Consider the following 22293-nt stretch of genomic DNA (forward strand, 5'->3'; position numbering starts at 1 on the left):
GTCTATTTTGCCCACTCAGGGTTAACGAAATGAAGGATGTCCGGCAGTAAATCGGTCGCCAACATGCCTCTTGTTCCTTGTCTTTCCGCTACGCGATCGCCGGCCGCGCCGTGTACGACGCAGCCCGCACAGGCGGCATCATACAGCGAGAGCTTTTGCGCCAGCAAACCGCCGATGATGCCCGACAGCACATCGCCCATGCCGCCGGAGGCCATGCCGGCGTTGCCGACGTCGGCGATCGCCATCTGCCCCTGCTCATCGGCGATCAGCGTACCGGCGCCTTTTAGCACCGCCACGCCGCCGTAGCGTGCCGTCAGCTTACGCACGGCAAGTAAGCGATCACTCTCGATGTCGACAGTGCTGCAGCTCAACAGCCGCGCAGCCTCTCCAGGATGCGGAGTCATCACGCGATTCTGCCGTTTCTCGGGATTTAATGCCAGCAAGTTCAGCGCATCGGCGTCCCACAAGGCCGGTTTATCGCTGGTTTGCAGCACGTTCAAGGCATTTTTGCCCCACTCAGCCTGGCCAAGCCCCGGACCGATCACCAGCACATCCGCCCATTGCATCGCCTGCCGAAGCGTCGCCTCGTCCAGCGCCTGCGCCATCAGCTCCGGCCGGGCCGCCAGCAGCGGCGCGACGTGCTCAATGTGAGTAAGCACTCGCACCAACCCAGCCCCGCTGCGCAGCGCCGCTTCCGCCGCCATGCGAATGGCGCCGCCGAATCCGCGGTCGCCGCCCACCAGCAGCAGACGGCCATGCTCGCCCTTATGGGCGCAGGGGCGCCGCGGATGCAGCCAGCGCGGCAACGCCTCGGCGGTAAGCCGCTGAATCTGTTCCGGTTGCTTCGCCAGCCAATCCGATAAGCCTAGCGTATTCTGATGAAGTTGCCCGACCCAGTCGCGCGCCTGCCCGGTCAGCAAACCCGGCTTGAGGCCAATGAACGTGATGGTGTGCGCGGCACGCACGACCGGACCCGGCGTCGCGCCACTTTCCGCCAGCAGGCCGGACGGGATATCGAGCGCCACCACCGGCGCCGAATGGCGGTTGACGGCCTCGATCAGCGCGTCGTAGGGCGCACGCGGCGCGCTGCCGAGGCCTGTGCCTAGCAGGCCATCAATGATGAGCGAAACAGACGCCGGCCAGCGGCTGTTCGCCGGCAGAATGTCGCCGCCGGCAGCCAGCCAGGCCTCGCGGGCCGCTGCGGCCTCCGGCGGCAAAGGGCGTGCGCCTTCGCAGGCGATCACCGTCACCTGCACGCCCGCCGCCTTCGCCAAACGCGCCACCACATAGCCGTCGCCGCCGTTGTTGCCGTGGCCACAGAGCACCAGCCAGTGGTTGCAGGAGGGATAAGTGTCGCGCGCCAGTACGTAGGCCGCCTGACCGGCGCGCAGCATTAAATCGTAAAGAGAAAGACCGAGCGAGGCCGCCGCCGCAGGTTCCGAACGACGGATCCAATCCGCAGGCCAGACAGAGTGTGGTAAACTGTCAGCGTATGCTTTTTCACTGTGGCCCGTCATGACGCACCCCCTCGATCTCCATCAACTCGCCCAACATATCAAGCAATGGGGGCAATCGCTAGGATTCCAGCAGGTTGGCATCTGCGATACCGATCTCAGCCTGGAAGAGCCGAAGCTGCAGGCCTGGCTCGACAAACAGTACCACGGCGAGATGGAGTGGATGGCGCGCCACGGCATGCTGCGCGCACGCCCTCACGAGCTGTTGCCGGGCACGCTGCGGGTGATCAGCGTGCGCATGAACTACCTGCCGGCCAAGGCGGCGTTCGCCAGCACCCTGCAGAACCCGCAATTGGGCTACGTCAGCCGCTATGCGCTGGGGCGCGATTATCACAAGCTGTTGCGCCAGCGTCTGAAAAAGCTGGGCGATCAGATCCAGGAATACTGCGGCGAGTTGAATTTTCGCCCCTTTGTCGATTCTGCGCCGGTGATGGAGCGCGCGCTGGCCGCCAAAGCGGGCATTGGCTGGGTTGGTAAACACTCACTAATTCTCAACCGTGAAGCCGGGTCGTGGTTTTTCCTCGGCGAACTGCTGATCGACCTGCCATTGCCGGTGGATCAGCCGCAGGAAGAGCAGTGCGGCCGCTGCGTTGCCTGCATCACCACCTGCCCGACCGGCGCCATCGTCGCGCCCTACACCGTCGATGCCCGGCGCTGCATCTCCTACCTAACCATCGAGCTGGAAGGCGCGATCCCGGAAGAATTCCGTCCGCTGCTCGGCAACCGCATCTACGGCTGCGACGACTGCCAGCTGATTTGCCCGTGGAACCGCTTTTCTCAGCTCACCGACGAAGACGATTTCAGCCCCCGCGCCGCGCTGCATGCGCCGCAGCTGCTCGATCTGTTCAACTGGACGGAAGAAAAATTCCTGCGCATCACCGAAGGCTCGGCGATACGCCGCATCGGCCACCTGCGCTGGCTGCGCAATATCGCCGTGGCGCTGGGCAATGCGCCCTACGAAGACAGCATCGTGCTCGCACTGCGCACGCGTTTGGGCCAAGACGCCATGCTGGATGAACATATCCACTGGGCGCTGGCGCAACAGCTCGCTCGCCGCGAAGCGCAGGGTATCGAGGTGCAGACGGCGCAGAAAAAGCGGCTGATACGGGCTGTGGAAAAAGGTTTGCCAAGGGATGCCTGACGGCGTACGCCATTCAGGCGTATCGCCGGAAGACTCACTCTGTGGATTTGTGCATAAAAATAAAAACACGTTGTCTTTCAACTGCAACAAAAAGAGCAAGTGATCGGCATAACGTTTTGGGATAAATAAATAAGCATATAAATCAAATAGATAAATATTTAATTTGTATGACGTTGATTTTTCAGGCAGGCGAGTTTATGTACAGAGGCTGTGGATAACTCTGTTTACAACATTTTTACCAGGCGTGTAAAACGGGACAAAAACCCGCGCCGGATAAGGCGTTGGATTTGAGTTTGAAACGAAGAGAAAATTGGAGCGGGAAACGAGACTCGAACTCGCGACCCCGACCTTGGCAAGGTCGTGCTCTACCAACTGAGCTATTCCCGCATTGAGATGCTTTTGGCATCCGGCCACCAAACACTGGCGTGACCTTTGAATTTTTGGAGCGGGAAACGAGGCTCGAACTCGCGACCTCAACCTTGGCAAGGTTGCGCTCTACCAACTGAGCTATTCCCGCGTCGCATAGGTACTGCTTGATACTGCTTTATTTATTCATCATGCCGCATCGCGACATTGTTGAATTTGGAGCGGGAAACGAGACTCGAACTCGCGACCCCGACCTTGGCAAGGTCGTGCTCTACCAACTGAGCTATTCCCGCCCGGCGTATCGATGGTGGAACGTTACGAAATTCTTCATCGGTACGGGGTGCGCATTATACGAGAAATCCTTTTTGTCGCAAGCCCCTGAAAGCAAAAAAACGCGATTTTTGTTTGATTGCCGATTAAAGCGCCAGATTGGCGAATTAAGCGGCTAAAAACGGCGTTTTTTCCCCGCAGAGGCCGTCATCGCCTTAAAGCTGAATGAAATGTTCGCGGTAATAAGCCAGTTCGGCCACCGATTCGCGGATGTCATCCAGCGCCTGATGGGTGCCCTGCTTCTTAAAGCCGCCGAGAATTTCAGGCTTCCAACGGCGCGCCAGCTCCTTCAGCGTGCTGACGTCCAGATAGCGGTAATGGAAGTAGGCCTCTAGCTCCGGCATATAACGGAACAAGAAACGGCGATCCTGGCCCACGCTGTTGCCGCAGATCGGCGATTTGCCGGCCGGTACCCACTGCTGCAGGAAGGCTATCGTTTCCAGCTCAGCGGCGCGATCGTCCTGACGGCTGGCTTTCACCCGCTCCACCAGCCCGCTGCCGGTATGGGTGCGCACGTTCCACTCGTCCATCAAGGCCAACTGCTCGTCGGATTGGTGCACGGCGATCACCGGCCCTTCCGCCAGGATGTTCAGGTTGGCGTCGGTGACCAGCGTGGCGATCTCGATAATGCGGTCACGCTCGGGATCCAGCCCGGTCATCTCCAAATCGATCCAAATCAGGTTATTTTCGTTTCCTGTCATGATGTTTCCTGCCTAAAAGCCGAGAGAAAAACGCTGTGAGGACGAGACGACGGGCGCCGCCGGTGGCAACGCGCCGCAGCCGGCGGCTAACAACGGTTATTTAATATAAAATAGCGTGTATCATAGTCTTTTTGGTCGCCATCGGCGACATATACCCTGACGGGTTCAAGGCTGCGCCCGGGGCTAGTCCCTCGCCGCAGCTGTGCGTATACGTAAAGGTATAAAACCGATTCAAGTGAGGCGCAGTGAGTAAGAACAAACTGTCCAAAGGTCAGCAACGCCGCGTGCAGGCGAACCATCAGCGCCGTCTGAAACGCGCTGATAACAAACCGGAACCGGATGATTCCCAGCTGGGCGAGCCGCAGGAAGGCGTCGTCATCAGCCGTTTCGGCATGCACGCCGACGTTGAGGCGCCGGATGGCACTCAGCACCGCTGCAATATCCGCCGCACGCTGCGTTCGCTGGTCACCGGCGATCGCGTGGTGTGGCGCCCCGGCCTGGGCACCCATGAAGGGGTAAAAGGCATTGTGGAAGCGGTACACGAGCGCACCTCGGTGCTGACGCGCCCGGACTTCTACGACGGCGTGAAACCGATCGCCGCCAATATCAATCAGATCGTCATCGTGTCGGCGATCCTGCCCGAGCTGTCGCTGAACATCATCGACCGCTATCTGGTGGCCTGCGAAACGCTCGAAGTCGAGCCGCTGATCGTGCTCAACAAAATTGACCTGCTGGACGCCGAAGCGCGCAAGCTGGTCGACGGCATGATGGATATCTATCGCAAGATTGGCTACCGGGTGCTGGAAGTCTCCAGCCAGACGCGGGAAGGCATGGCGGAATTCGAACAGGCGCTCGCCGGGCGCATCAGCATCTTCGCCGGCCAGTCGGGAGTCGGCAAGTCCAGCCTGCTGAACGCGCTGCTGCCGCCGTCTGAAGAGCAAATTCTGGTAAATCAGGTTTCCGACGTCTCGGGCCTCGGGCAACATACCACCACCGCCGCGCGGCTGTACCATTTCCAGCACGGTGGCGACGTGATCGACTCCCCGGGGGTGCGCGAGTTTGGCCTGTGGCACCTGGAGCCGGAACAAATCACCCGCGGCTTTGTCGAATTCCGTGATTATTTAGGCGGTTGCAAATTCCGCGACTGCCGCCACGATACCGATCCCGGCTGCGCCATCCGCGCGGCGATGGAGAAAGGCGATATCGCGGAAGAGCGTTTCGACAACTATCACCGCATTCTGGAAAGCATGGCTCAGGTGAAGGTTCGCAAGAACTTCACGGACGCCGCAGACTGACACTGACGGGCGAGCATTGACGACGGCGAGGCCCTCGTTACAATGCGCGCCCTTTACCCTGATTCACGAGGTTAACGTGCTGGATAGCATCAAGATTAAACTGCAATATTGGCTACCGAAGCTGGCGCTGACCCGCCTGGCGGGCTGGGGCGCCGACAAACAGGCAGGCTGGCTGACCCAACTGGTGGTCAAAACCTTCGCCCGCTACTACCGCGTGGACATGCAGGAAGCGCAAAACCCGGACCTGACGTCTTACGCCACCTTCAACGACTTCTTCGTGCGCCCGCTGCGCGATGGCGCGCGCCCGATCATCGCCGACGCCAACTGGCTGGCGCTGCCTGCCGATGGCGCCATCAGCCAGCTCGGCCCGATCCGCGAGGATCAAATCTTCCAGGCCAAAGGCCACCACTACAGCCTGGAAGCACTGCTGGCCGGCAACTACCTGTTGGCCGAGCCGTTCCGCAACGGCCTGTTCGCCACTACCTACCTGGCACCGCGCGACTATCACCGCGTACACATGCCGTGCGCCGGCGTACTGCGCGAAATGATCTATGTGCCGGGCGATCTGTTCTCGGTCAACCCGCTCACCGCCGCCAACGTGCCTAACCTGTTCGCTCGCAACGAGCGCGTGATCTGCGTATTCGACACTGACATCGGGCCGATGGTGCAAATCCTGGTCGGCGCCACCATCGTCGGCAGCATCGAAACCATCTGGGCCGGCACCGTCACGCCGCCGCGCGAAGGCATCATCAAACGCTGGACCTACCCGGCCGCCGGCGAAGAAGGCGCCATCGCGCTGGAAAAAGGCGCCGAGATGGGCCGTTTCAAACTCGGCTCCACGGTGATCAACCTGTTTACCGCAGGCAGCGTGCAGTTTGCGCCGCAGCTGCATAACGGCACCGTCACCCGCATGGGTGAGGCCTTCGCCGAAATCCCGGCCGCCGCTGAAACACCACAGACCCCGCTCTAAAGGAATCGACGCCGTGCGCCTGATCATCACGCTTTTGCTCGGTTGCCTGCTGTGGCAACCGGCGCTGGCCGCCCCCGTGCCGACCGAGAACCAGCTCAAACAGGAGCTGAAGCAGGCGGAAAGCAGCAAAAACGCGCCGAATCAGGCGGAAACCACCGAGGCGCTGCAAAGCGCCCTCAACTGGCTGACGGAGCGTAAAGAGTCGCAGACTCGCTCCGAGCAGTATCAGAGGGTGATCGACGATTTCCCTAAGATGACGCAGGAGCTGCGCCGTCAGCTGGTGCTGGAAAGCAACAAGATCCTGCCGAACGGCGACGATCTGCCGGCCGCCGAGCTGGAACAGCAGATCCTGCAAACCAGCAGCCTGCTGCTGGAACAGGCGCGCCTGCTGCAGCAAGAGCAGGATCGCACGCGGGAAATCAGCGATTCGCTCGGCCAGCTGCCGCAGCAGCAGACCGACGCCCGCCGCGCGCTGACCGAAGTGCAGCGCCGTCTGCAGGCGCAGCCCGCCAACCCGACCACCCCGTACGCGCAGGCCGCCCTGGCCCTGCTGCAGACCGAAGCCGCGGCGCGCAAAGCCAAAGTGGACGAGCTGGAGCTGGCGCAGCTGTCGGCCAACAACCGTCAGGAGCTGGCGCGCATGCGCGCCGAGGTCTATAAAAAGCGCCACGAGAAAATAGACGTTCAGCTGCAGGCGCTGCGCAACAACCTCAACGCCCAGCGCCAACGCGAAGCGGAACTGGCGCTGGAAAAAACCGAGCAGCTGGCCGAGCAGAACGGCGACTTGCCAAAAAGCCTCAGCCAACAGCTGCAGATCAACCGCGAACTGTCCGCCGCGCTGAACAGCCAGGCGCAGCGCATGGATCTGATTTCATCGCAGCAGCGGCAGGCGGCGGCGCAGACGCTGCAGGTGCGCCAGGCGCTGAGCACCATTATCGAACAGGCCCAGTGGCTCGGCTCGTCGTCGGCGTTAGGGGAAACCCTGCGCGCCCAGGTGGCAACGCTGCCGGAAATGCCCAAGCCGCAACAGCTGGACGGCGACATGGCCCAGCTGCGCGTGCAGCGCCTGCAGTTTGAAAATCAACTGGAAAAACTGTCGCAGCGCGAATTCAAACGCGACGACGGCAGCGCGCTGACCAACCAGGAGCAGCGCATCGTCGATGCTCAGCTGCGCACCCAGCGCGAACTGCTCAACTCGTTGCTGTCCGGTTGCGACACCCAAATCCTCGAGCTGACCAAGCTGAAGGTGGCCAACACCCAGCTGATCGAAGCGTTGAACGAGATCCGCGACGCCACCCACCGCTATCTGTTCTGGGTGCCGGACGTTAATCCGATCAACTTTTCCTACCCGCTCAACGTGGCACACGATCTGACCCGCGTCCTGTCGCTGGACACGCTGTCGCAGCTCGGCGGCGCCTTCATGATGATGGTGACCAGCCGCGAAACGCTGATCCCGATCTTCGGCGCCCTGCTGCTGGTGATTTTCAGCATCAGTTCGCGCAAGCACTATCACGCCTTCCTCGAGCGCGCCAGCAGCCGCGTCGGCAAGGTGACGCAGGACGAATTCTTCCTGACGGTGCGCACCGTATTCTGGTCGATTCTGGTGGCGATGCCGCTGCCAGTGCTGTGGGCCGCGCTCGGTTACGGCCTGCAGAGCGCCTGGAACTACCCGGTGGCGGAAGCGATCGGCAAAGGGGTGACCGCCACGCTGCCGATCCTGTGGATCTGCATGATCTGCGCCGCCTTCGCCCACCCTCAGGGGCTGTTCATCGTGCACTTCCGCTGGCCGGCGAAGCAGGTTTCGCGCGCCATGCGCTACTACAAGATGTCGATCTGGCTGATCGTGCCGCTGATCATGGCGCTGATCACTTTCGATAGCCTGAAAGAACGCGAGTTCGCCAACACGCTGGGACGGCTGTGCTTCATCCTGCTGTGTCTGGCGCTGGCGCTGGTCACCCACAGCCTGAAGCGCGCCGGTATCCCGCTGTATCTGGATAAAAACGGCTCCGGCGACAACATGCTCAACAGCGCCTTCTGGGGGCTGCTGCTGTCGGCGCCGCTATTGGCGGCACTGGCCTCGACCGTCGGTTACCTCACCACCGCGCAGGCGCTGTTGGCGCGCCTGGAAACCTCGGTGGCGATCTGGTTCCTGCTGCTGGTCATCTACCACATCATCCGCCGCTGGATGCTGATCCAACGGCGGCGCATCGCCTTCGATCGCGCCAAACAGCGCCGCGCCGACATCCTGGCCCAGCGCGCCCGCGGCGAAGACGAAACCTCGCACACCCCGAACAGCACTGAAGGCGCCATCGATCCGGACGATTCGGACTTCGATCTGGACACCATCAGCGCCCAGTCGCTGCGGCTGGTGCGCTCGATCCTGACGCTGATCGCACTGGTGTCGGTGATCGTGCTGTGGTCGGAGATCCACTCCGCGTTCGCCTTCCTGGAAAACATCTCGCTGTGGGACGTGACCTCGACGGTGAACGGCGTGGAAACCGCCCATCCAATCACTCTCGGCGCGGTTCTGATCGCCATTCTGGTGTTGATCATCACCATGCAGCTGGTGCGCAACCTGCCGGCGCTGCTGGAGTTGGCAGTGCTGCAGCACCTGGATCTGACGCCGGGCACCGGCTACGCCATTACCACCATCACCAAGTACCTGTTGCTGGTGTTCGGCGCGGTGCTCAGCTTCGCCTGGATCGGCATCGAATGGTCGAAACTGCAGTGGGTGGTTACCGCGCTCAGTCTGGGGTTGGGCTTCGGCATGCAGGAGATCTTCTCCAACTTCATCTCCGGCCTGATCATCCTGTTCGAGAAACCGATCCGCATCGGCGACACCGTGACGATCCGCAACCTGACCGGTACCGTCACCAAGATCAACACCCGCGCCACCACCATCTCGGACTGGGACCGCAAAGAGATCATCGTGCCGAACAAAGCCTTCATCACCGAACAGTTCGTCAACTGGTCGCTGTCCGACACCCTGACCCGTGTGGTGCTGACCGTACCGGCGCCGGGCGAAGCCAACAGCGAAGAAGTGACCAAAATCCTGATGAACGCCGCCGAGCGCTGCTCGCTGGTGCTGGATAACCCGGCGCCGGAGGTTTACCTGGTCGATCTGCAACAGGGCATCCAGATCTTCGAGATGCGTATTTACGCCGCCGAGATGGGCCACCGTATGCCGCTGCGTCACGAGATCCACCAGTTGATCTTGGCGGGCTACCGCGAGCACGGCATCACGCTGCCGTACCCGCCGTTCCAGGTGCGCACCGAGACGCTGTCGCGGTTGACCAACAACGGCCGTACGCCGCCGTCCACGCCGGCGCCGAACACCAAGCGCGACGCCGGGGGGCTGTAAGCGTTTCTCGCGATAAAAAAAGGGCCGGCAAATGCCGGCCTTTTTTGCTTTTCTTACCGCCTGAAACTCAGGCGATCCCGACTGGGAAGGCTAAAACTTCGCTCAGGCTCTCGGCGCCCAGCGCCAGCATCACCAGGCGATCCACGCCCAGCGCCACGCCGGAGCATTCCGGCATGCCGTGCTGCAACGCCGCCAACAGGTTGTAGTCGATCGGCTGCTGCGGCAGGCCGCGCTCCGCACGTTTGCGGTTGTCCTGCTCGAAGCGCTGCTGTTGTTCACGGCCGTCGGTCAGCTCGCGGAAACCGTTCGCCAGCTCAATGCCCTTGAAATACACCTCGAAACGCTCCGCCACGCGGTGGTCTTCGGTGCTGATCTCCGCCAGCGCCGCCTGGCTGGCCGGGAAGTGGTACACGAACGCCGGTTTTTCACGGCCGATATGCGGCTCCACGCCCACGGTGAACAGCAGCTGCAACAACGTATCACGGTCTTCTTCGGTATCGGCGATGTTGCTCAGATCGAGTTTGGCTGCCGCTTCACGCAGCTGCGCCTTCTCCGCCGACAGCGGATCGATGTCCAGATGGCGCAGGAACGCCTGCTGATAGGACAGGGTCTCCGCGCTCTCGCAGTCCAGCACCTGTTGCAGCAGATCGTCCACCTCGTTCATCAGGCGGTACATGTCGTAGTGCGGACGGTACCACTCCAGCATGGTGAATTCCGGGTTGTGATGCCGCCCGGCTTCTTCATTGCGGAAGCTGCGCCCCATTTGGTAGATCGGGCCGCTGCCCGCCGCCAACAGGCGCTTCATGTGATATTCCGGGCTGGTCATCATGTATAGCGTCAGGCCCTCTGCCGCCCCCGGCCCGACGAAACGCGTCTCGAACGGGAACAGGTGAACGTCGGTGACCGTCGCCTGGCTCATGGTGGGCGTCTCAACTTCCAGCACGCCACGATCGGCGAAGAAACGCCGGATCTCAGCCAGAATCGCTGCGCGTTTCAACAAATTGGCGATGGGTGCACTAGGCTGCCAGCTTGCCGTTTCGCTCATGGTAATTAACTCCGAAATCAAACAGGGGATGCAGTCTACTCGCATCCTTGCAGCCAAACAAATTCTTCACGATGCACAACCGTCCATAACGCCAATTTCCGATAAATGGGCGGCAAAAGCGCGTTAAAAAGGGTAAAGCAGGCCAAACGCGCAAAAAAACAGGCAAGCCTGTTGGTCGAGCGTTAATCGACAAAACAATCGATCACATCAAATTTCGACTACTTAACTTTAGGTATAGTTAATTCCCCATTATTGGTGGGAGATATCTATCCTTAACCTTTAAGCAACATTAATCGGTTCAATTAGTTAGCACCCGAAGAGTTCGCTAAATTTTAAGCATAGATATTTAACTTGCCGTTCTTAACAAGAACATTGGAGGAATGCAGTGCAAACCTTTAACGCCGATCTTGCCATTATTGGGGCCGGGGGCGCTGGTTTACGTGCAGCAATAGCCGCAGCGGAAGCCAATCCCCAACTGAAAATCGCGCTGATCTCTAAGGTCTACCCGATGCGCAGCCACACGGTCGCCGCCGAGGGGGGCTCCGCCGCCGTCACCCAGGATCACGATACCTTCGACTACCACTTCAACGACACCGTCGCCGGCGGCGACTGGTTGTGCGAGCAGGACGTGGTCGATCACTTCGTGCATCAGTGCCCGCGCGAGATGACCCAGCTTGAGCAATGGGGCTGCCCGTGGAGCCGCAAACCGGACGGGTCGGTCAACGTGCGGCGCTTCGGCGGCATGAAGATCGAACGCACCTGGTTCGCCGCCGACAAGACCGGCTTCCACATGCTGCACACCCTGTTCCAAACCTCGCTGAAATACCCGCAGATCCAACGCTTCGACGAGCACTTCGTGCTGGATATCCTGGTGGATGACGGCCAGGCGCGCGGCCTGGTGGCGCTCAACATGATGGAAGGCACCCGCGTGCAGATCCGCGCCAACGCGGTGGTGATGGCCACCGGCGGCGCCGGGCGCGTTTATCGCTACAACACCAACGGGGGCATCGTTACCGGCGACGGCATGGGCATGGCGTTCCACCACGGCGTACCGCTGCGCGACATGGAGTTCGTGCAGTATCATCCGACCGGCCTGCCCGGTTCCGGCATCCTGATGACCGAGGGCTGTCGCGGCGAAGGTGGCATCCTGGTGAACAAAGACGGCTACCGTTACCTGCAAGACTACGGCATGGGTCCGGAAACCCCGCTGGGCGAGCCGAAGAACAAATACATGGAGCTGGGCCCGCGCGATAAAGTGTCCCAGGCCTTCTGGCATGAATGGCGCGCCGGCCGCACCATCGCCACCCCGCGCGGCGACGTGGTCTACCTCGATCTGCGCCACCTGGGCGAGAAAAAGCTGCTGGAGCGGCTGCCGTTCATCTGCGAACTGGCCAAGGCCTACGTCGGCGTCGATCCGGTGAAAGATCCGATCCCGGTGCGCCCTACCGCGCACTACACCATGGGCGGCATTGAAACCGACCAGAACTGTGAAACCCGCATCAAGGGGCTGTTCGCGGTCGGCGAGTGCTCCTCCGTCGGCCTGCACGGCGCCAACCGCCTCGGCTCCAACTCGCTGGCGGAACTGGTGGTGTTCGGCCGCGTCGCCGGTGAACACGCCGCGCGCCGCGCGCTCGAGACCGCGCCGGCCAACGGCAGCGCGCTGGATGCACAAACCCGCGACGTCGAAACCCGCCTGAGCAACCTGATGAAGCAGGAAGGCAACGAAAACTGGGCGAAGATCCGCGACGAAATGGGGCTGTCGATGGAAGAAGGCTGCGGCATCTACCGCACGCCGGAGCTGATGCAAAAAACCATCGATAAGCTGGCCGAGCTGAAAGAGCGTTTCAAGCGCGTCAACATCACCGACAACACCAGCGTCTTCAATACCGATCTGCTGTACACCATCGAGCTGGGCTACGGCCTGGACGTCGCCGAATGTATGGCGCACTCCGCGTTTAACCGCAAAGAGTCGCGCGGCGCCCATCAGCGCCTGGACGAAGGCTGCACCGAGCGTGACGACGTCAACTTCCTCAAGCATACGCTGGCGTTCCATAACCCGCAGGGCGCGCCGCGTCTCGAATACAGCGACGTGAAAATTACCAAGCTGCCGCCGGCCAAACGCGTCTACGGCGCAGAAGCCGAAGCGCAGGAGAAAAAGAATAAGGAGCAGGCAAATGGCTGAGATGCAAACCCTGAAGATCGACGTCATGCGCTATAACCCGGAAAGCGACGCCGAGCCGCATTTCGTCACTTACGCCGTGCCTTACGACGAACAGACCTCGTTGCTCGATGCGCTGGGCTACATCAAGGATAACCTGGCGCCGGACCTCTCCTACCGCTGGTCTTGCCGCATGGCGATCTGCGGCTCCTGCGGCATGATGGTCAACCGCGTGCCGAAGTTGGCGTGCAAAACCTTCCTGCGCGACTACGTCGGCGGCATGAAGGTTGAAGCGCTGGGCAACTTCCCGATCGAGCGCGATCTGGTGGTCGACATGACCCACTTCATCGAAAGCCTGGAGGCGATCAAACCGTACATCATCGGCAACGATCGCAAACCGGAGGATGGCCCAAACGTGCAGACTCCGGCGCAGATGGCCAAATACCACCAGTTCTCCGGCTGCATCAACTGCGGCCTGTGCTACGCGGCATGCCCGCAGTTCGGCCTCAACCCCGAGTTTATCGGCCCGGCGGCGATCACGCTGGCGCACCGCTATAACCTGGACAACCGCGACCACGGCAAGAAACAGCGCATGCCGCAGCTCAACGGCCAAAACGGCGTCTGGAGCTGCACCTTCGTCGGCTATTGCTCCGAAGTCTGTCCGAAACACGTCGATCCCGCCGCCGCTATCCAGCAAGGCAAGGTGGAGAGCGCCAAAGACTTCATGATCGCCATGCTGAAGCCGCAATAAGGGAGAAAATTGCCATGACAACTCAACGTAAGCCCTATGTGCGCACCATGACGCCCACCTGGTGGCAAAAGCTCGGCTTTTACCGTTTCTACATGCTGCGCGAAGGCACCTCGGTGCTAGCGGTCTGGTTCAGCATCGTGCTGCTCTATGGCGTGTTCGCGTTGAAGGGCGGCGCCGAGAGCTGGGCCGGCTTCGTCGGTTTCTTGCAGAATCCGCTGGTGCTGTTAATCAACGTCGTCGCATTGCTGGCGGCGGCGCTGCACACCAAAACCTGGTTCGATCTGGCGCCGAAGGCCGCCAATATCGTGGTCAACAGCGAGAAAATGGGACCGGGCCCCATCGTGAAAGGGCTGTGGGCCGTCACGATCGTCGTCAGCGTGGTCATCCTGGCCGTGGCCCTGTTCTAATCCGGAGGAAACATGATAAATCAAGCACCTAAACGCTCCGACGAGCCGGTTTTCTGGGGATTGTTCGGCGCCGGCGGCATGTGGGGCGCGATCGTCGCGCCGGCTATCGTGCTACTGGTCGGCATTCTGCTGCCGCTGGGGCTGTTCCCCGGTGAAGCGCTGGGTTACGAGCGCGTGCTGGCGTTCTGCCAGAGCCTGATCGGCCGCCTGTTCCTGCTGCTGATGATCATTCTGCCGCTGTGGTGCGGCCTGCACCGCATCCACCATGCGATGCACGATCTGAAGATCCACGTGCCGGCCGGCAAGTGGGTGTTCTACGGTCTGGCGGCAATCCTCAGCGTCGTCACCGTCATCGGCGTCGTCACTCTGTAAACCGCTCGGGTGGCCAACGCCCGTTGGCCGCCCTTTTCTCATCGGCTACACTGTTTACTCGCCCCCGGTAAACAGGAGTCACCGATGCGTTTATGGTCAAAGCTTAGCGTCATGCTTTCCGCCCTGCTCTCCGTCGCCTGCAGCGTCTCCCCGCCTAAAGACATCAAGGTCGTGACCCCCTTTGACAGCCAGCGCTATCTCGGTACCTGGTATGAGATCGCTCGTCTGGATCATCGTTTTGAACGCGGTTTGCAGCAGGTGACCGCCCATTACAGCCCGCGCGCCGACGGCGGGCTGAACGTCATCAATCGCGGCTTCAATGCGCAAAAACAGCAATGGCAAGAAAGCGAAGGCAAAGCCTACTTTATCGGTTCACCGCAGGTCGCGGCGCTGAAAGTGTCGTTCTTCGGCCCCTTCTACGGCGGCTATAACGTGATTGCCCTGGACCCGCAGTATCGCTACGCGCTGGTTTGCGGCCCTAACCGCGACTATCTGTGGATCCTGTCGCGCACGCCGACGCTTGACGCCAGCGTACGCGACAGCTTATTGCAGACGGCCAAAGGCTACGGTTTCGCCACCGACAAGCTGATCTGGGTGCAACAGTCCGCCGATCAGTGACTGCTGAACTTCAGCCCGAGAATGCCGACCACGATCAGGCACAGGCTGATGATGCGCGCGATATTGGTCGATTCGCCCAACAGCACCATGCCCATGATGGCCGCGCCCACCGCGCCGATGCCGGTCCACACCGCGTAGGCGGTGCCGGCGGGCAGCGTTTTCATGGCGTTGGCCAACAGCAACATGCTGACCACCATCGCGGCGATGGTGATGATGCTCGGCGTCAGCCGGGTAAAACCGTGGGTGTATTTCAGACCGATAGCCCAAACCACTTCGAGCAAACCGGCGATAAGCAGAATAATCCAGGCCATGAGACGGCCTCCCTACCACTGGGGTCGTCCCCGATAAAATGACGCGTAAACGGGTCGTCCCGTTTAGCGAGGTGATGCATGACGGGTAACCTCACCCGCACTGCGGCAGGATAGCAGCAGCGTTAACGCTCAGGCAAGGGATAGAAATGTGGCGGCTCTCCGCAGCCGGAACGCCGCCGGGTGGAATGCGGATTATTCCGCGCTGCGCTGAATAGCCTTGCCGCCGGCCTGAATGTCTTCACCCACACCGCGGGTGGTATTGCAGGCGGTCAGCGAGCTCAAAATCATCAAAGAGAAGATCGCGATAATACTTTTCTTCAGCATAAGAAAGTCCTTATTTGTCGTTGATGAAAAAGTACGGCTTTCTAAGCGTAGTCAAAATTGACGGAGGGTGTGGGATCGTGACCGGCTTTGTGGCGCAAATACATCGGGTTAAAGACGGGGATCAGCTGGCCGTGCGGGAGATGGCGCCGCCGAGATGCTGAACGTCTTCGCCGAAACCGCGAAACGTATTGCAACTGCTGAGGGAGAAAAGGAACAACAGGGAGAGCACGGCCAACAGCGTTTTCTTGAACATGCGGATTTTCTGCCAACGAACGGGGATGGGATAAAACAGAGGAACCGCGTGGGTTCCTCTGTTTTGAAACTTATTTAACGCGAGAGACGTATTCGCCAGAGCGAGTGTCAACCTTGATCACTTCGCCGATCTGGACGAACAACGGCACTTTCACCACGGCGCCGGTGCTCAGGGTAGCCGGCTTGCCGCCAGTCCCTGCGGTATCGCCTTTCAGGCCAGGATCGGTATCGGTGATTTCCGCTTCGATGAAGTTCGGCGGCTGAACGGCGATTGGACGGCCATCCCACAGGGTGATGATGCACTCTGCGTTATCCTGCAGCCATTTGGCCGCGTCGCCGACGGTTTTGCCGTCAACCTGATGCTGTTCGAAAGACTCAGGGTGCATGAAGTGGTAGAACTCACCGTCGCTGTACAGGTAGTTCATGTTGGTGTCCATCACGTCTGCGCCTTCGCAAGAATCGGTAGACTTGAAGGTTTTTTCCACGCGGGTGCCGGTCAGCAGACGACGCATTTTCACGCGCGCGAACGCCTGGCCTTTGCCCGGCTTAACGAACTCACTGGCTTCGACGGCGTAAGGTTCGCCCTCGAACATGATTTTAAGACCCGGACGGAAATCGTTGCTAGAATAAGTCGCCATGATGGCCCTCTGAATATTTGAACTGGTAGCTTAGCCAAAAAAATGGCACACATTATAACCCAAAGTACGGCACATAGAGAAGATTGGTTGCATCAACTCGCCGATGTTATTACCGATCCCGATGAATTACTGCAGCTTTTGTCACTGAATACGCACCCGGAACTGCCGCAGGGGCGCGATGCCCGCCGGCTGTTTGCCCTGCGCGTGCCGCGCACCTTCGCTACGCGCATGCGCCCCGGCGATGCCAACGACCCGCTGCTGCGCCAGGTGCTGACCGCCAGAGAGGAGTTCATCAACGCCCCAGGGTTCACCACCGATCCGCTGGATGAACAGCGCAGCGTGGTGCCGGGCCTGCTGCACAAATACCGCAATCGCGCGCTGCTGCTGGTCAAGGGCGGCTGTGCGGTCAACTGCCGTTACTGCTTCCGTCGCCACTTCCCCTATCAGGATAATCAGGGCAATAAGAACAACTGGCGGCAGGCACTGGATTATATCCGCCAACACCCGGAACTGGACGAGATCATTTTTTCCGGCGGCGATCCGCTGATGGCCAAAGACAGCGAGCTGGAATGGCTGGTTGGCGAACTGGAGGCCATCCCGCACCTGAAACGCCTGCGCATTCACACCCGTTTGCCGGTGGTGATCCCGGCGCGCATTACGCCAGCGCTGTGCCGCCTGCTGTCGGCCTCGCGCCTGCAGGTGCTGATGGTCACGCACATCAACCACGCCAACGAAATCGACCGCGAGCTGCAGAGCGCCATGGCCCAGCTGCGCCTCGCCGGCGTCACGCTGCTCAACCAGAGCGTGCTGCTGCGCGACGTCAACGACAATGCCGATACGCTGGCGGCACTCAGCAACGCGCTGTTCGACGCCGGCATCCTGCCCTATTACATCCACGTGCTGGACAAGGTGCAGGGCGCGGCGCACTTCATGGTCAGCGACGATGAAGCGCGCGTCATCATGCAGGCGCTGCTGAGCAAGGTGTCCGGTTATCTGGTGCCGCGCCTGACGCGTGAAGTGGGCGGCGAACCGAGCAAAACGCCGATCGACCTGCGCCTGATGCCGGAGTGACGTGCGCCAAATGCCGTAACGAAAAAGAGGAATGCCGTGGCATTCCTCTTTTTTTATCTCTGTGCGGCGTTTGGCCTCAGCGCCTTACGGGCACTTGTAAACCTGGCCGACCATTTTGCTGTCCAGCGGCGCGAAGCTGGAGAGCAGGTTCTGGCTTGGGCTGTTGGCGCCGTAGATCACGTTGCCGCCCATCGCCGCTGCCTTGTTGCGCAGATCGTTGGCCGCACCGCGCATGGAGCTGCCTTCACCGCCGTTGCCGGACAGCCAGTTGCTCTGGGTGCCGGTCACTTCCCCCAGCAGCTGGCATTCCGCCGCCGGCTTGCTGTCGGTGAACTTGATCTGCTGACCCGCAGCGGTCAGTTCATGAGTGGTGCTGCAACCCGCCAGCAGCATCGCTGCCGAAAGACCCAGTAAGGCTTTAATCCGCATCTTGTTCCCCATTCGATGTTGAGAATTACGCAAAATCTTCTACCCGTCGCCTTTCAAGCTGTAGCGTTGTTGACTGCACTCGCTCACCCCAGTTACTTACTCAAGTAAGCGCCTGGGGACTCACGAGCTGGCCGCCTAGCTACAACTTGAAATTCATAGGGTATATCAGAAAGCGATGCCATCTCTTAAGCATCCGTTGCCGCGCGAGCGGGCCAACGTCTTGAGCGACAGCTGATGACTTACCAGTTTACCAGCTAAATCGCCCCGGGCGGCAAAAATATCATCAAATACAGTGCGGCGGCGTTATACCCAACCGGCAACGGCCGCCGATGCCTGCGCCTCCACGTCGCCCTGGCGCGGTTCCCCCTCCGCCAGTTTGAATACCGCCACCGCCTGCGCCAGCAGGGCCGCCTGTTCCTCCACGCCGACGGCGGTGGTCGCCACCTCCTCCACCAGCGCGGCGTTCTGCTGGGTCACCTGATCCATCTGGGTCACCGCCACCCCGACCTGCTCGACGCCTTTGCTTTGCTCTTCCGACGCATAGGAGATGTTATCCATCAGCGACGTCACCTGGTTCACCGAGCCGACGATGGCATTCATCGTCTCGCCCGCCTGTTCCACCAGCCGCACGCCGGCGGCGATATCGCCGGTTACGCCGTCGACCAGACCGCTGATCTCCTTGGCCGAAGTCGCGCAGCGCTGCGCCAGATTGCGCACTTCGCCGGCTACCACCGCAAAACCCCGCCCCTGCTCCCCGGCACGTGCGGCCTCGACGGCGGCGTTCAGAGCCAGAATGTTGGTCTGGAAGGCGATGCCGTCGATCACGCTGGTAATATCCCCCACCTGACGCGCGCTGTCGTTGATCGCCCGCATCTTGTCGATCGCGCTGGCCATCAGCGTTTCGCCGTTGCGGGCAATGCCGGCGGTCTGATTGACCATGCCGGCGGCCTGAGTGGCGTTATCGGCGTTTTGCCGCACCGTGGCGGTAATCTGCTCCATGCTGGCGGCGGTTTCCGTCAGCGCGCTGGCTTGTTCTTCGGTGCGGCTGGAGAGATCGGCGTTGCCGACGGCGATCTCGTGCGTACCGTGGTTGATCGACTCCACACCGTCACGCACCTGCTGCACGGTCGCACTCAGCTCCTGCTGCATCGTCCGTAGGCTGGCGAACAGCATGCCGATCTCATTGTTGTTGCGTACCGCGATCTCGCTGCGTAGATCGCCGCGCCCAACCTTTTGCAAGTGTTCGGCGATCTGGCGCAGCGGCAGAATCAAGCGCCGGCGGAAATCACGCTGCACGGCGACCAGAAGCAACAGGATCGCTGCCAGGGTGCCGCTCAGCAGGCGGGCGAAGACTTTTTGGGTCTGCTCCGCCTCTTCCACTGCCAGACGGTGGGCGGCCACCGTGGCCCGCATGTAGTCGGCAAACTGGTTATCCAGCCGCTGGCGCACCTGGCGCTTCTCTGCCGCCATGGCGTGCAGCCGCTCGATCAGCGCCGCCTGTGGCGTGTCGGCCAACAGCGTCAGTTCTTGCTTCAGCACCGCCTGCTGCGCCAGGTAGACCTTTTTCATCGCCTCGCCCAGATCCGGGCGCGATACCGTCAGGCCCGGCGTCTCCCAAAACAGGTTGAAAGCGACGTCGGCGCTGCGCAGCTCACCTCGCGCCTCATCGATACCCTGCTGAATATCGGCTCTGCTGGTCTGCGCCCAGCGCTCGAACGCCATGTTGTCGATCAGCGTCTGCGTTTGCAGCAAAGCACGCCAACTGCGGTTCAGCGCCGCTTCCTCGTCGGAGAAGGTGCTCATCCTGTCGATACTGTGGCCGTTTTGCTGCATGAAATAGAAGGCAATGGCGCCAGTTCCCATGGGCATCAAGCCCAGCAGCAACAGCATCATCATCAGCCAGGTGGCTATTTTCATATTTTTCAGCATAAGTCGTCTCCGTTGACAGTCACACCGGCGAGGGGAAATTCCCCGCCTGGTAGGGGCTATATCGGTACGAAACGACAACGGTTTAGGGTAAAAACAAAATAATGCAATTATTCATTCACCAAACTAATAACAAGCTAACAAAACATCCTTTTAATTGATTTTTAAGCTAAAAAAAACCCCGGTCAGTTGACCGGGGTTCTCAGCACACAAGCGTGTGGGGGATGATTACATCATGCCGCCCATGCCGCCCATGCCACCCATGCCGCCTGCTGCGCCCAGATCCGGTGCGTCAGCCTTCGGCAGGTCGGTGACCATGCATTCGGTGGTGATCATCAGGCCAGCCACGGAAGCCGCGTACTGCAGAGCAGAACGGGTCACTTTGGTTGGATCCAGGATACCCATCGCGATCATGTCGCCGTATTCTTCAGAGTAAGCGTTGTAGCCGTAGCTGCCTTCGCCCGCTTTCACCTGGTTGGCGATAACGGAAGCTTCTTCACCGGCGTTGACCACGATCTGACGCAGAGGGGCTTCCATTGCGCGCAGCGCAACTTTGATACCCACGTTCTGGTCTTCGTTGTCGCCTTTCAGCGAGGCGATTTTGCCTGCAACGCGGATCAGCGCGACGCCGCCGCCGGCAACCACGCCTTCTTCCACTGCGGCGCGGGTTGCGTGCAGGGCGTCTTCAACGCGGGCTTTCTTCTCTTTCATTTCAACTTCAGTGGCTGCGCCAACCTTGATAACGGCAACGCCGCCGGCCAGTTTCGCTACGCGCTCCTGCAGTTTTTCACGATCGTAGTCAGAGGTCGCTTCTTCGATCTGCTGACGAATTTGAGCAACGCGGCCCTGGATGGTCGCTTCGTCGCCCACGCCATCGATGATGATGGTGGTGTCTTTGTTGATCACAACGCGTTTTGCCTGACCCAGGTCTTCCAGAGTGGCTTTTTCCAGCTCCAGACCGATCTCTTCAGAGATAACGGTACCGGCAGTCAGGGTCGCGATGTCCTGCAGCATGGCTTTACGACGGTCGCCGAAGCCAGGTGCCTTAACGGCAGCCACTTTCACGATGCCGCGCATGGTGTTGACCACCAGGGTCGCCAGCGCTTCGCCTTCTACGTCTTCAGCGATGATCAGCAGCGGTTTGCCTGCTTTGGCAACGGCTTCCAGCACCGGCAGCATTTCGCGGATGTTGGAGATCTTCTTGTCGGCCAGCAGGATGAACGGGCTTTCCAGCTCAACAGAACCGGTTTCCGGCTTGTTGATGAAGTATGGAGACAGGTAACCGCGGTCGAACTGCATACCTTCAACCACGTCCAGCTCGTCTTGCAGGCCGGTGCCTTCTTCAACGGTGATAACGCCTTCTTTGCCCACTTTCTCCATCGCTTCCGCGATCAGTTTACCCACGGTTTCGTCGGAGTTGGCGGAGATGGTGCCGACCTGAGCGATAGCTTTGGAATCGGAGCAAGGTACGGACAGTTTTTTCAGTTCTTCAACCGCAGCGACAACCGCTTTGTCGATGCCGCGCTTCAGATCCATTGGGTTCATGCCTGCAGCAACCGCTTTCAGGCCTTCGGTGATGATGGATTGAGCCAGTACGGTTGCAGTGGTGGTGCCGTCGCCCGCCGCGTCGTTCGCTTTGGAGGCCACTTCTTTCACCATCTGTGCGCCCATGTTCTCGAACTTGTCTTCCAGTTCGATTTCACGCGCAACGGAAACGCCGTCTTTGGTGATGGTCGGTGCGCCGAAAGATTTATCCAGCACTACGTTGCGGCCTTTCGGGCCCAGGGTCACTTTTACTGCATCAGCGAGAACATTCACGCCGCGGAGCATTTTCACGCGAGCGTCATTGCCGAATTTTACGTCTTTAGCTGCCATTGGTATTTCCCTTCAACTCGTTCAGTTCAGAAGATAAAGCGCAATTACGCTTCAACAATTGCCAGAATGTCGCTTTCGGACATGATCAACACTTCTTCATTGTCGATCTTCTCTGCTTTCACGCCGTAGCCGTCGTTGAAAATCACGATATCGCCAACTTTCACATCCAGCGGTTGGATGTTGCCGTTTTCCAGCACACGCCCTTTACCCACTGCAACCACTTCACCGCGAGTGGATTTACCCGCAGCAGAGCCAGTCAGGACGATGCCGCCAGCAGATTTTGATTCAACTTCTTTGCGCTTGACGATAACGCGGTCATGCAATGGACGAATACTCATTGAACGCTCTCCTGTAAGAAGGTCTCTATCAGATTTAGGGTTGTACACCGGATGGTTGTTATTACCGGCCTCGTGGCATTTGAGATGGGGGCGTTCCGGC

21 protein-coding genes and 3 tRNA genes are annotated in these 22293 nt (G+C 60.2%); 10 read left to right on the forward strand and 14 right to left on the reverse strand.

All coding sequences use genetic code 11. The features are described 5' to 3' along the window. Nucleotides 1-2 precede the first annotated feature (2 nt). Nucleotides 3-1517, reverse strand: a complete 1515-nt coding sequence (nnr, locus tag ACJ8J4_RS16635) for a bifunctional ADP-dependent NAD(P)H-hydrate dehydratase/NAD(P)H-hydrate epimerase (RefSeq protein WP_197759416.1) — start codon at nucleotides 1515-1517, stop codon at nucleotides 3-5. Between nnr and queG the strand changes: the two genes are divergently transcribed. Further along, on the forward strand, nucleotides 1516-2655 hold the full coding sequence (queG, locus tag ACJ8J4_RS16640; RefSeq protein ID WP_025305015.1) for a tRNA epoxyqueuosine(34) reductase QueG: 1140 nt from the start codon (nucleotides 1516-1518) through the stop codon (nucleotides 2653-2655). The two genes, nnr and queG, sit on opposite strands and share 2 nt — an antisense overlap. Before the next feature lie 311 nt (nucleotides 2656-2966). Here the strand turns inward: queG and ACJ8J4_RS16645 are convergent. The 4 genes from ACJ8J4_RS16645 to orn all read right to left on the reverse strand — a co-directional run bounded on the left by ACJ8J4_RS16645 (nucleotide 2967) and on the right by orn (nucleotide 4052). Next, nucleotides 2967-3042 (reverse strand) — tRNA-Gly (locus ACJ8J4_RS16645). A 54-nt stretch (nucleotides 3043-3096) separates the two neighbouring features. Beyond that, nucleotides 3097-3172 (reverse strand) — tRNA-Gly (locus tag ACJ8J4_RS16650). Nucleotides 3173-3238: 66 nt separating this feature from the next. After that, a tRNA-Gly gene (locus ACJ8J4_RS16655) sits at nucleotides 3239-3314 on the reverse strand. Between the two features lie 192 nt (nucleotides 3315-3506). Next, nucleotides 3507-4052: an oligoribonuclease gene (gene orn, locus ACJ8J4_RS16660; RefSeq protein WP_004929689.1), complete on the reverse strand. Its 546-nt coding sequence runs from the start codon at nucleotides 4050-4052 to the stop codon at nucleotides 3507-3509. 245 nt (nucleotides 4053-4297) lie between these two features. Here orn and rsgA point away from each other — a divergent pair, with 245 nt between their 5' ends. The 3 genes from rsgA to mscM all read left to right on the forward strand — a co-directional run bounded on the left by rsgA (nucleotide 4298) and on the right by mscM (nucleotide 9678). Further along, nucleotides 4298-5347: a small ribosomal subunit biogenesis GTPase RsgA gene (gene rsgA, locus ACJ8J4_RS16665; RefSeq protein ID WP_004929686.1), complete on the forward strand. Its 1050-nt coding sequence runs from the start codon at nucleotides 4298-4300 to the stop codon at nucleotides 5345-5347. Nucleotides 5348-5423: 76 nt separating this feature from the next. After that, the gene (gene asd, locus ACJ8J4_RS16670; RefSeq protein WP_025305014.1) at nucleotides 5424-6317 is read left to right on the forward strand and encodes an archaetidylserine decarboxylase; all 894 of its coding nucleotides are present in this window, start codon (nucleotides 5424-5426) and stop codon (nucleotides 6315-6317) included. A gap of 13 nt (nucleotides 6318-6330) precedes the next feature. Beyond that, nucleotides 6331-9678 carry a miniconductance mechanosensitive channel MscM gene (gene mscM, locus ACJ8J4_RS16675; protein WP_049205242.1) on the forward strand — a complete coding sequence of 1116 codons (3348 nt, stop codon included), beginning with the start codon at nucleotides 6331-6333 and terminating at the stop codon, nucleotides 9676-9678. Nucleotides 9679-9745: 67 nt separating this feature from the next. Here the strand turns inward: mscM and epmA are convergent, their stop codons facing one another. Next, nucleotides 9746-10723: an elongation factor P--(R)-beta-lysine ligase gene (epmA, locus tag ACJ8J4_RS16680; protein WP_025305012.1), complete on the reverse strand. Its 978-nt coding sequence runs from the start codon at nucleotides 10721-10723 to the stop codon at nucleotides 9746-9748. Nucleotides 10724-11108: 385 nt separating this feature from the next. On the opposite strand from epmA, the gene frdA reads away from it, so the two are divergent. The 5 genes from frdA (at nucleotide 11109) to blc (ending at nucleotide 15029) form a co-directional block, all read left to right on the forward strand. After that, the gene (gene frdA / locus ACJ8J4_RS16685) at nucleotides 11109-12905 is read left to right on the forward strand and encodes a fumarate reductase (quinol) flavoprotein subunit (RefSeq protein WP_049209616.1); all 1797 of its coding nucleotides are present in this window, start codon (nucleotides 11109-11111) and stop codon (nucleotides 12903-12905) included. After that, complete coding sequence (locus ACJ8J4_RS16690; protein WP_004929676.1) at nucleotides 12898-13632, forward strand: succinate dehydrogenase/fumarate reductase iron-sulfur subunit; 735 nt, start codon at nucleotides 12898-12900, stop codon at nucleotides 13630-13632. The genes frdA and ACJ8J4_RS16690 overlap by 8 nt, the downstream gene beginning before the upstream one ends. A gap of 14 nt (nucleotides 13633-13646) precedes the next feature. After that, the gene (gene frdC, locus ACJ8J4_RS16695; protein ID WP_025305010.1) at nucleotides 13647-14039 is read left to right on the forward strand and encodes a fumarate reductase subunit FrdC; all 393 of its coding nucleotides are present in this window, start codon (nucleotides 13647-13649) and stop codon (nucleotides 14037-14039) included. Between the two features lie 12 nt (nucleotides 14040-14051). Then, nucleotides 14052-14411 carry a fumarate reductase subunit FrdD gene (gene frdD, locus ACJ8J4_RS16700; protein WP_004929672.1) on the forward strand — a complete coding sequence of 120 codons (360 nt, stop codon included), beginning with the start codon at nucleotides 14052-14054 and terminating at the stop codon, nucleotides 14409-14411. Nucleotides 14412-14495: 84 nt separating this feature from the next. Continuing rightward, complete coding sequence (gene blc, locus ACJ8J4_RS16705) at nucleotides 14496-15029, forward strand: outer membrane lipoprotein Blc (protein ID WP_060448255.1); 534 nt, start codon at nucleotides 14496-14498, stop codon at nucleotides 15027-15029. Here blc and sugE read toward each other — a convergent pair. From sugE to efp, 4 genes are all read right to left on the reverse strand, one after another. Then, entirely contained in the window at nucleotides 15023-15340 is a 318-nt protein-coding gene (sugE, locus tag ACJ8J4_RS16710) for a quaternary ammonium compound efflux SMR transporter SugE (RefSeq protein ID WP_004929669.1), read from the reverse strand. The two genes, blc and sugE, sit on opposite strands and share 7 nt — an antisense overlap. A 192-nt stretch (nucleotides 15341-15532) precedes the next feature. Continuing rightward, nucleotides 15533-15664, reverse strand: coding sequence for an entericidin A/B family lipoprotein (locus ACJ8J4_RS16715; protein WP_004929668.1), 132 nt, complete (start codon nucleotides 15662-15664; stop codon nucleotides 15533-15535). Between the two features lie 121 nt (nucleotides 15665-15785). Then, nucleotides 15786-15917 carry an entericidin A/B family lipoprotein gene (locus tag ACJ8J4_RS16720; protein ID WP_004929667.1) on the reverse strand — a complete coding sequence of 44 codons (132 nt, stop codon included), beginning with the start codon at nucleotides 15915-15917 and terminating at the stop codon, nucleotides 15786-15788. Nucleotides 15918-15987: 70 nt separating this feature from the next. Continuing rightward, on the reverse strand, nucleotides 15988-16554 hold the full coding sequence (gene efp, locus ACJ8J4_RS16725; RefSeq protein WP_004929666.1) for an elongation factor P: 567 nt from the start codon (nucleotides 16552-16554) through the stop codon (nucleotides 15988-15990). A gap of 42 nt (nucleotides 16555-16596) precedes the next feature. Here efp and epmB point away from each other — a divergent pair, with 42 nt between their 5' ends. Then, nucleotides 16597-17625, forward strand: coding sequence for an EF-P beta-lysylation protein EpmB (epmB, locus tag ACJ8J4_RS16730; RefSeq protein WP_264383777.1), 1029 nt, complete (start codon nucleotides 16597-16599; stop codon nucleotides 17623-17625). Nucleotides 17626-17709: 84 nt separating this feature from the next. Here epmB and ACJ8J4_RS16735 read toward each other — a convergent pair whose 3' ends face one another. The 4 genes from ACJ8J4_RS16735 to ACJ8J4_RS16750 all read right to left on the reverse strand — a co-directional run bounded on the left by ACJ8J4_RS16735 (nucleotide 17710) and on the right by ACJ8J4_RS16750 (nucleotide 22193). Next, the gene (locus ACJ8J4_RS16735) at nucleotides 17710-18054 is read right to left on the reverse strand and encodes a DUF4156 domain-containing protein (protein ID WP_025305007.1); all 345 of its coding nucleotides are present in this window, start codon (nucleotides 18052-18054) and stop codon (nucleotides 17710-17712) included. A gap of 303 nt (nucleotides 18055-18357) precedes the next feature. Continuing rightward, the gene (locus tag ACJ8J4_RS16740) at nucleotides 18358-19983 is read right to left on the reverse strand and encodes a methyl-accepting chemotaxis protein (RefSeq protein WP_193403068.1); all 1626 of its coding nucleotides are present in this window, start codon (nucleotides 19981-19983) and stop codon (nucleotides 18358-18360) included. Nucleotides 19984-20208: 225 nt separating this feature from the next. After that, nucleotides 20209-21855, reverse strand: coding sequence for a chaperonin GroEL (gene groL, locus ACJ8J4_RS16745; RefSeq protein WP_025305005.1), 1647 nt, complete (start codon nucleotides 21853-21855; stop codon nucleotides 20209-20211). Between the two features lie 44 nt (nucleotides 21856-21899). Then, the gene (locus ACJ8J4_RS16750) at nucleotides 21900-22193 is read right to left on the reverse strand and encodes a co-chaperone GroES (protein ID WP_004929661.1); all 294 of its coding nucleotides are present in this window, start codon (nucleotides 22191-22193) and stop codon (nucleotides 21900-21902) included. Nucleotides 22194-22293: the final 100 nt, after the last annotated feature.

The organism is Serratia sp. CY47280 (genome assembly GCF_052168655.1).
In the GTDB taxonomy this organism is placed as follows: domain Bacteria; phylum Pseudomonadota; class Gammaproteobacteria; order Enterobacterales; family Enterobacteriaceae; genus Serratia; species Serratia bockelmannii.

Bases quoted from the DNA above. Each gene is read 5' to 3' on its own strand.
- frdC (WP_025305010.1), top strand. From the start codon at position 13,647: ATGACAACTCAACGTAAGCCCTATGTGCGCACCATGACGCCCACCTGG.
- orn (WP_004929689.1), bottom strand. From the start codon at position 4,052: ATGACAGGAAACGAAAATAACCTGATTTGGATCGATTTGGAGATGACC.
- nnr (WP_197759416.1), bottom strand. From the start codon at position 1,517: ATGACGGGCCACAGTGAAAAAGCATACGCTGACAGTTTACCACACTCT.
- ACJ8J4_RS16715 (WP_004929668.1), bottom strand. From the start codon at position 15,664: ATGCTGAAGAAAAGTATTATCGCGATCTTCTCTTTGATGATTTTGAGC.
- epmB (WP_264383777.1), top strand. From the start codon at position 16,597: ATGGCACACATTATAACCCAAAGTACGGCACATAGAGAAGATTGGTTG.
- ACJ8J4_RS16720 (WP_004929667.1), bottom strand. From the start codon at position 15,917: ATGTTCAAGAAAACGCTGTTGGCCGTGCTCTCCCTGTTGTTCCTTTTC.
- frdD (WP_004929672.1), top strand. From the start codon at position 14,052: ATGATAAATCAAGCACCTAAACGCTCCGACGAGCCGGTTTTCTGGGGA.
- epmA (WP_025305012.1), bottom strand. From the start codon at position 10,723: ATGAGCGAAACGGCAAGCTGGCAGCCTAGTGCACCCATCGCCAATTTG.
- sugE (WP_004929669.1), bottom strand. From the start codon at position 15,340: ATGGCCTGGATTATTCTGCTTATCGCCGGTTTGCTCGAAGTGGTTTGG.
- ACJ8J4_RS16740 (WP_193403068.1), bottom strand. From the start codon at position 19,983: ATGCTGAAAAATATGAAAATAGCCACCTGGCTGATGATGATGCTGTTG.
- ACJ8J4_RS16735 (WP_025305007.1), bottom strand. From the start codon at position 18,054: ATGCGGATTAAAGCCTTACTGGGTCTTTCGGCAGCGATGCTGCTGGCG.
- efp (WP_004929666.1), bottom strand. From the start codon at position 16,554: ATGGCGACTTATTCTAGCAACGATTTCCGTCCGGGTCTTAAAATCATG.
- groL (WP_025305005.1), bottom strand. From the start codon at position 21,855: ATGGCAGCTAAAGACGTAAAATTCGGCAATGACGCTCGCGTGAAAATG.
- blc (WP_060448255.1), top strand. From the start codon at position 14,496: ATGCGTTTATGGTCAAAGCTTAGCGTCATGCTTTCCGCCCTGCTCTCC.
- queG (WP_025305015.1), top strand. From the start codon at position 1,516: ATGACGCACCCCCTCGATCTCCATCAACTCGCCCAACATATCAAGCAA.
- ACJ8J4_RS16690 (WP_004929676.1), top strand. From the start codon at position 12,898: ATGGCTGAGATGCAAACCCTGAAGATCGACGTCATGCGCTATAACCCG.
- ACJ8J4_RS16750 (WP_004929661.1), bottom strand. From the start codon at position 22,193: ATGAGTATTCGTCCATTGCATGACCGCGTTATCGTCAAGCGCAAAGAA.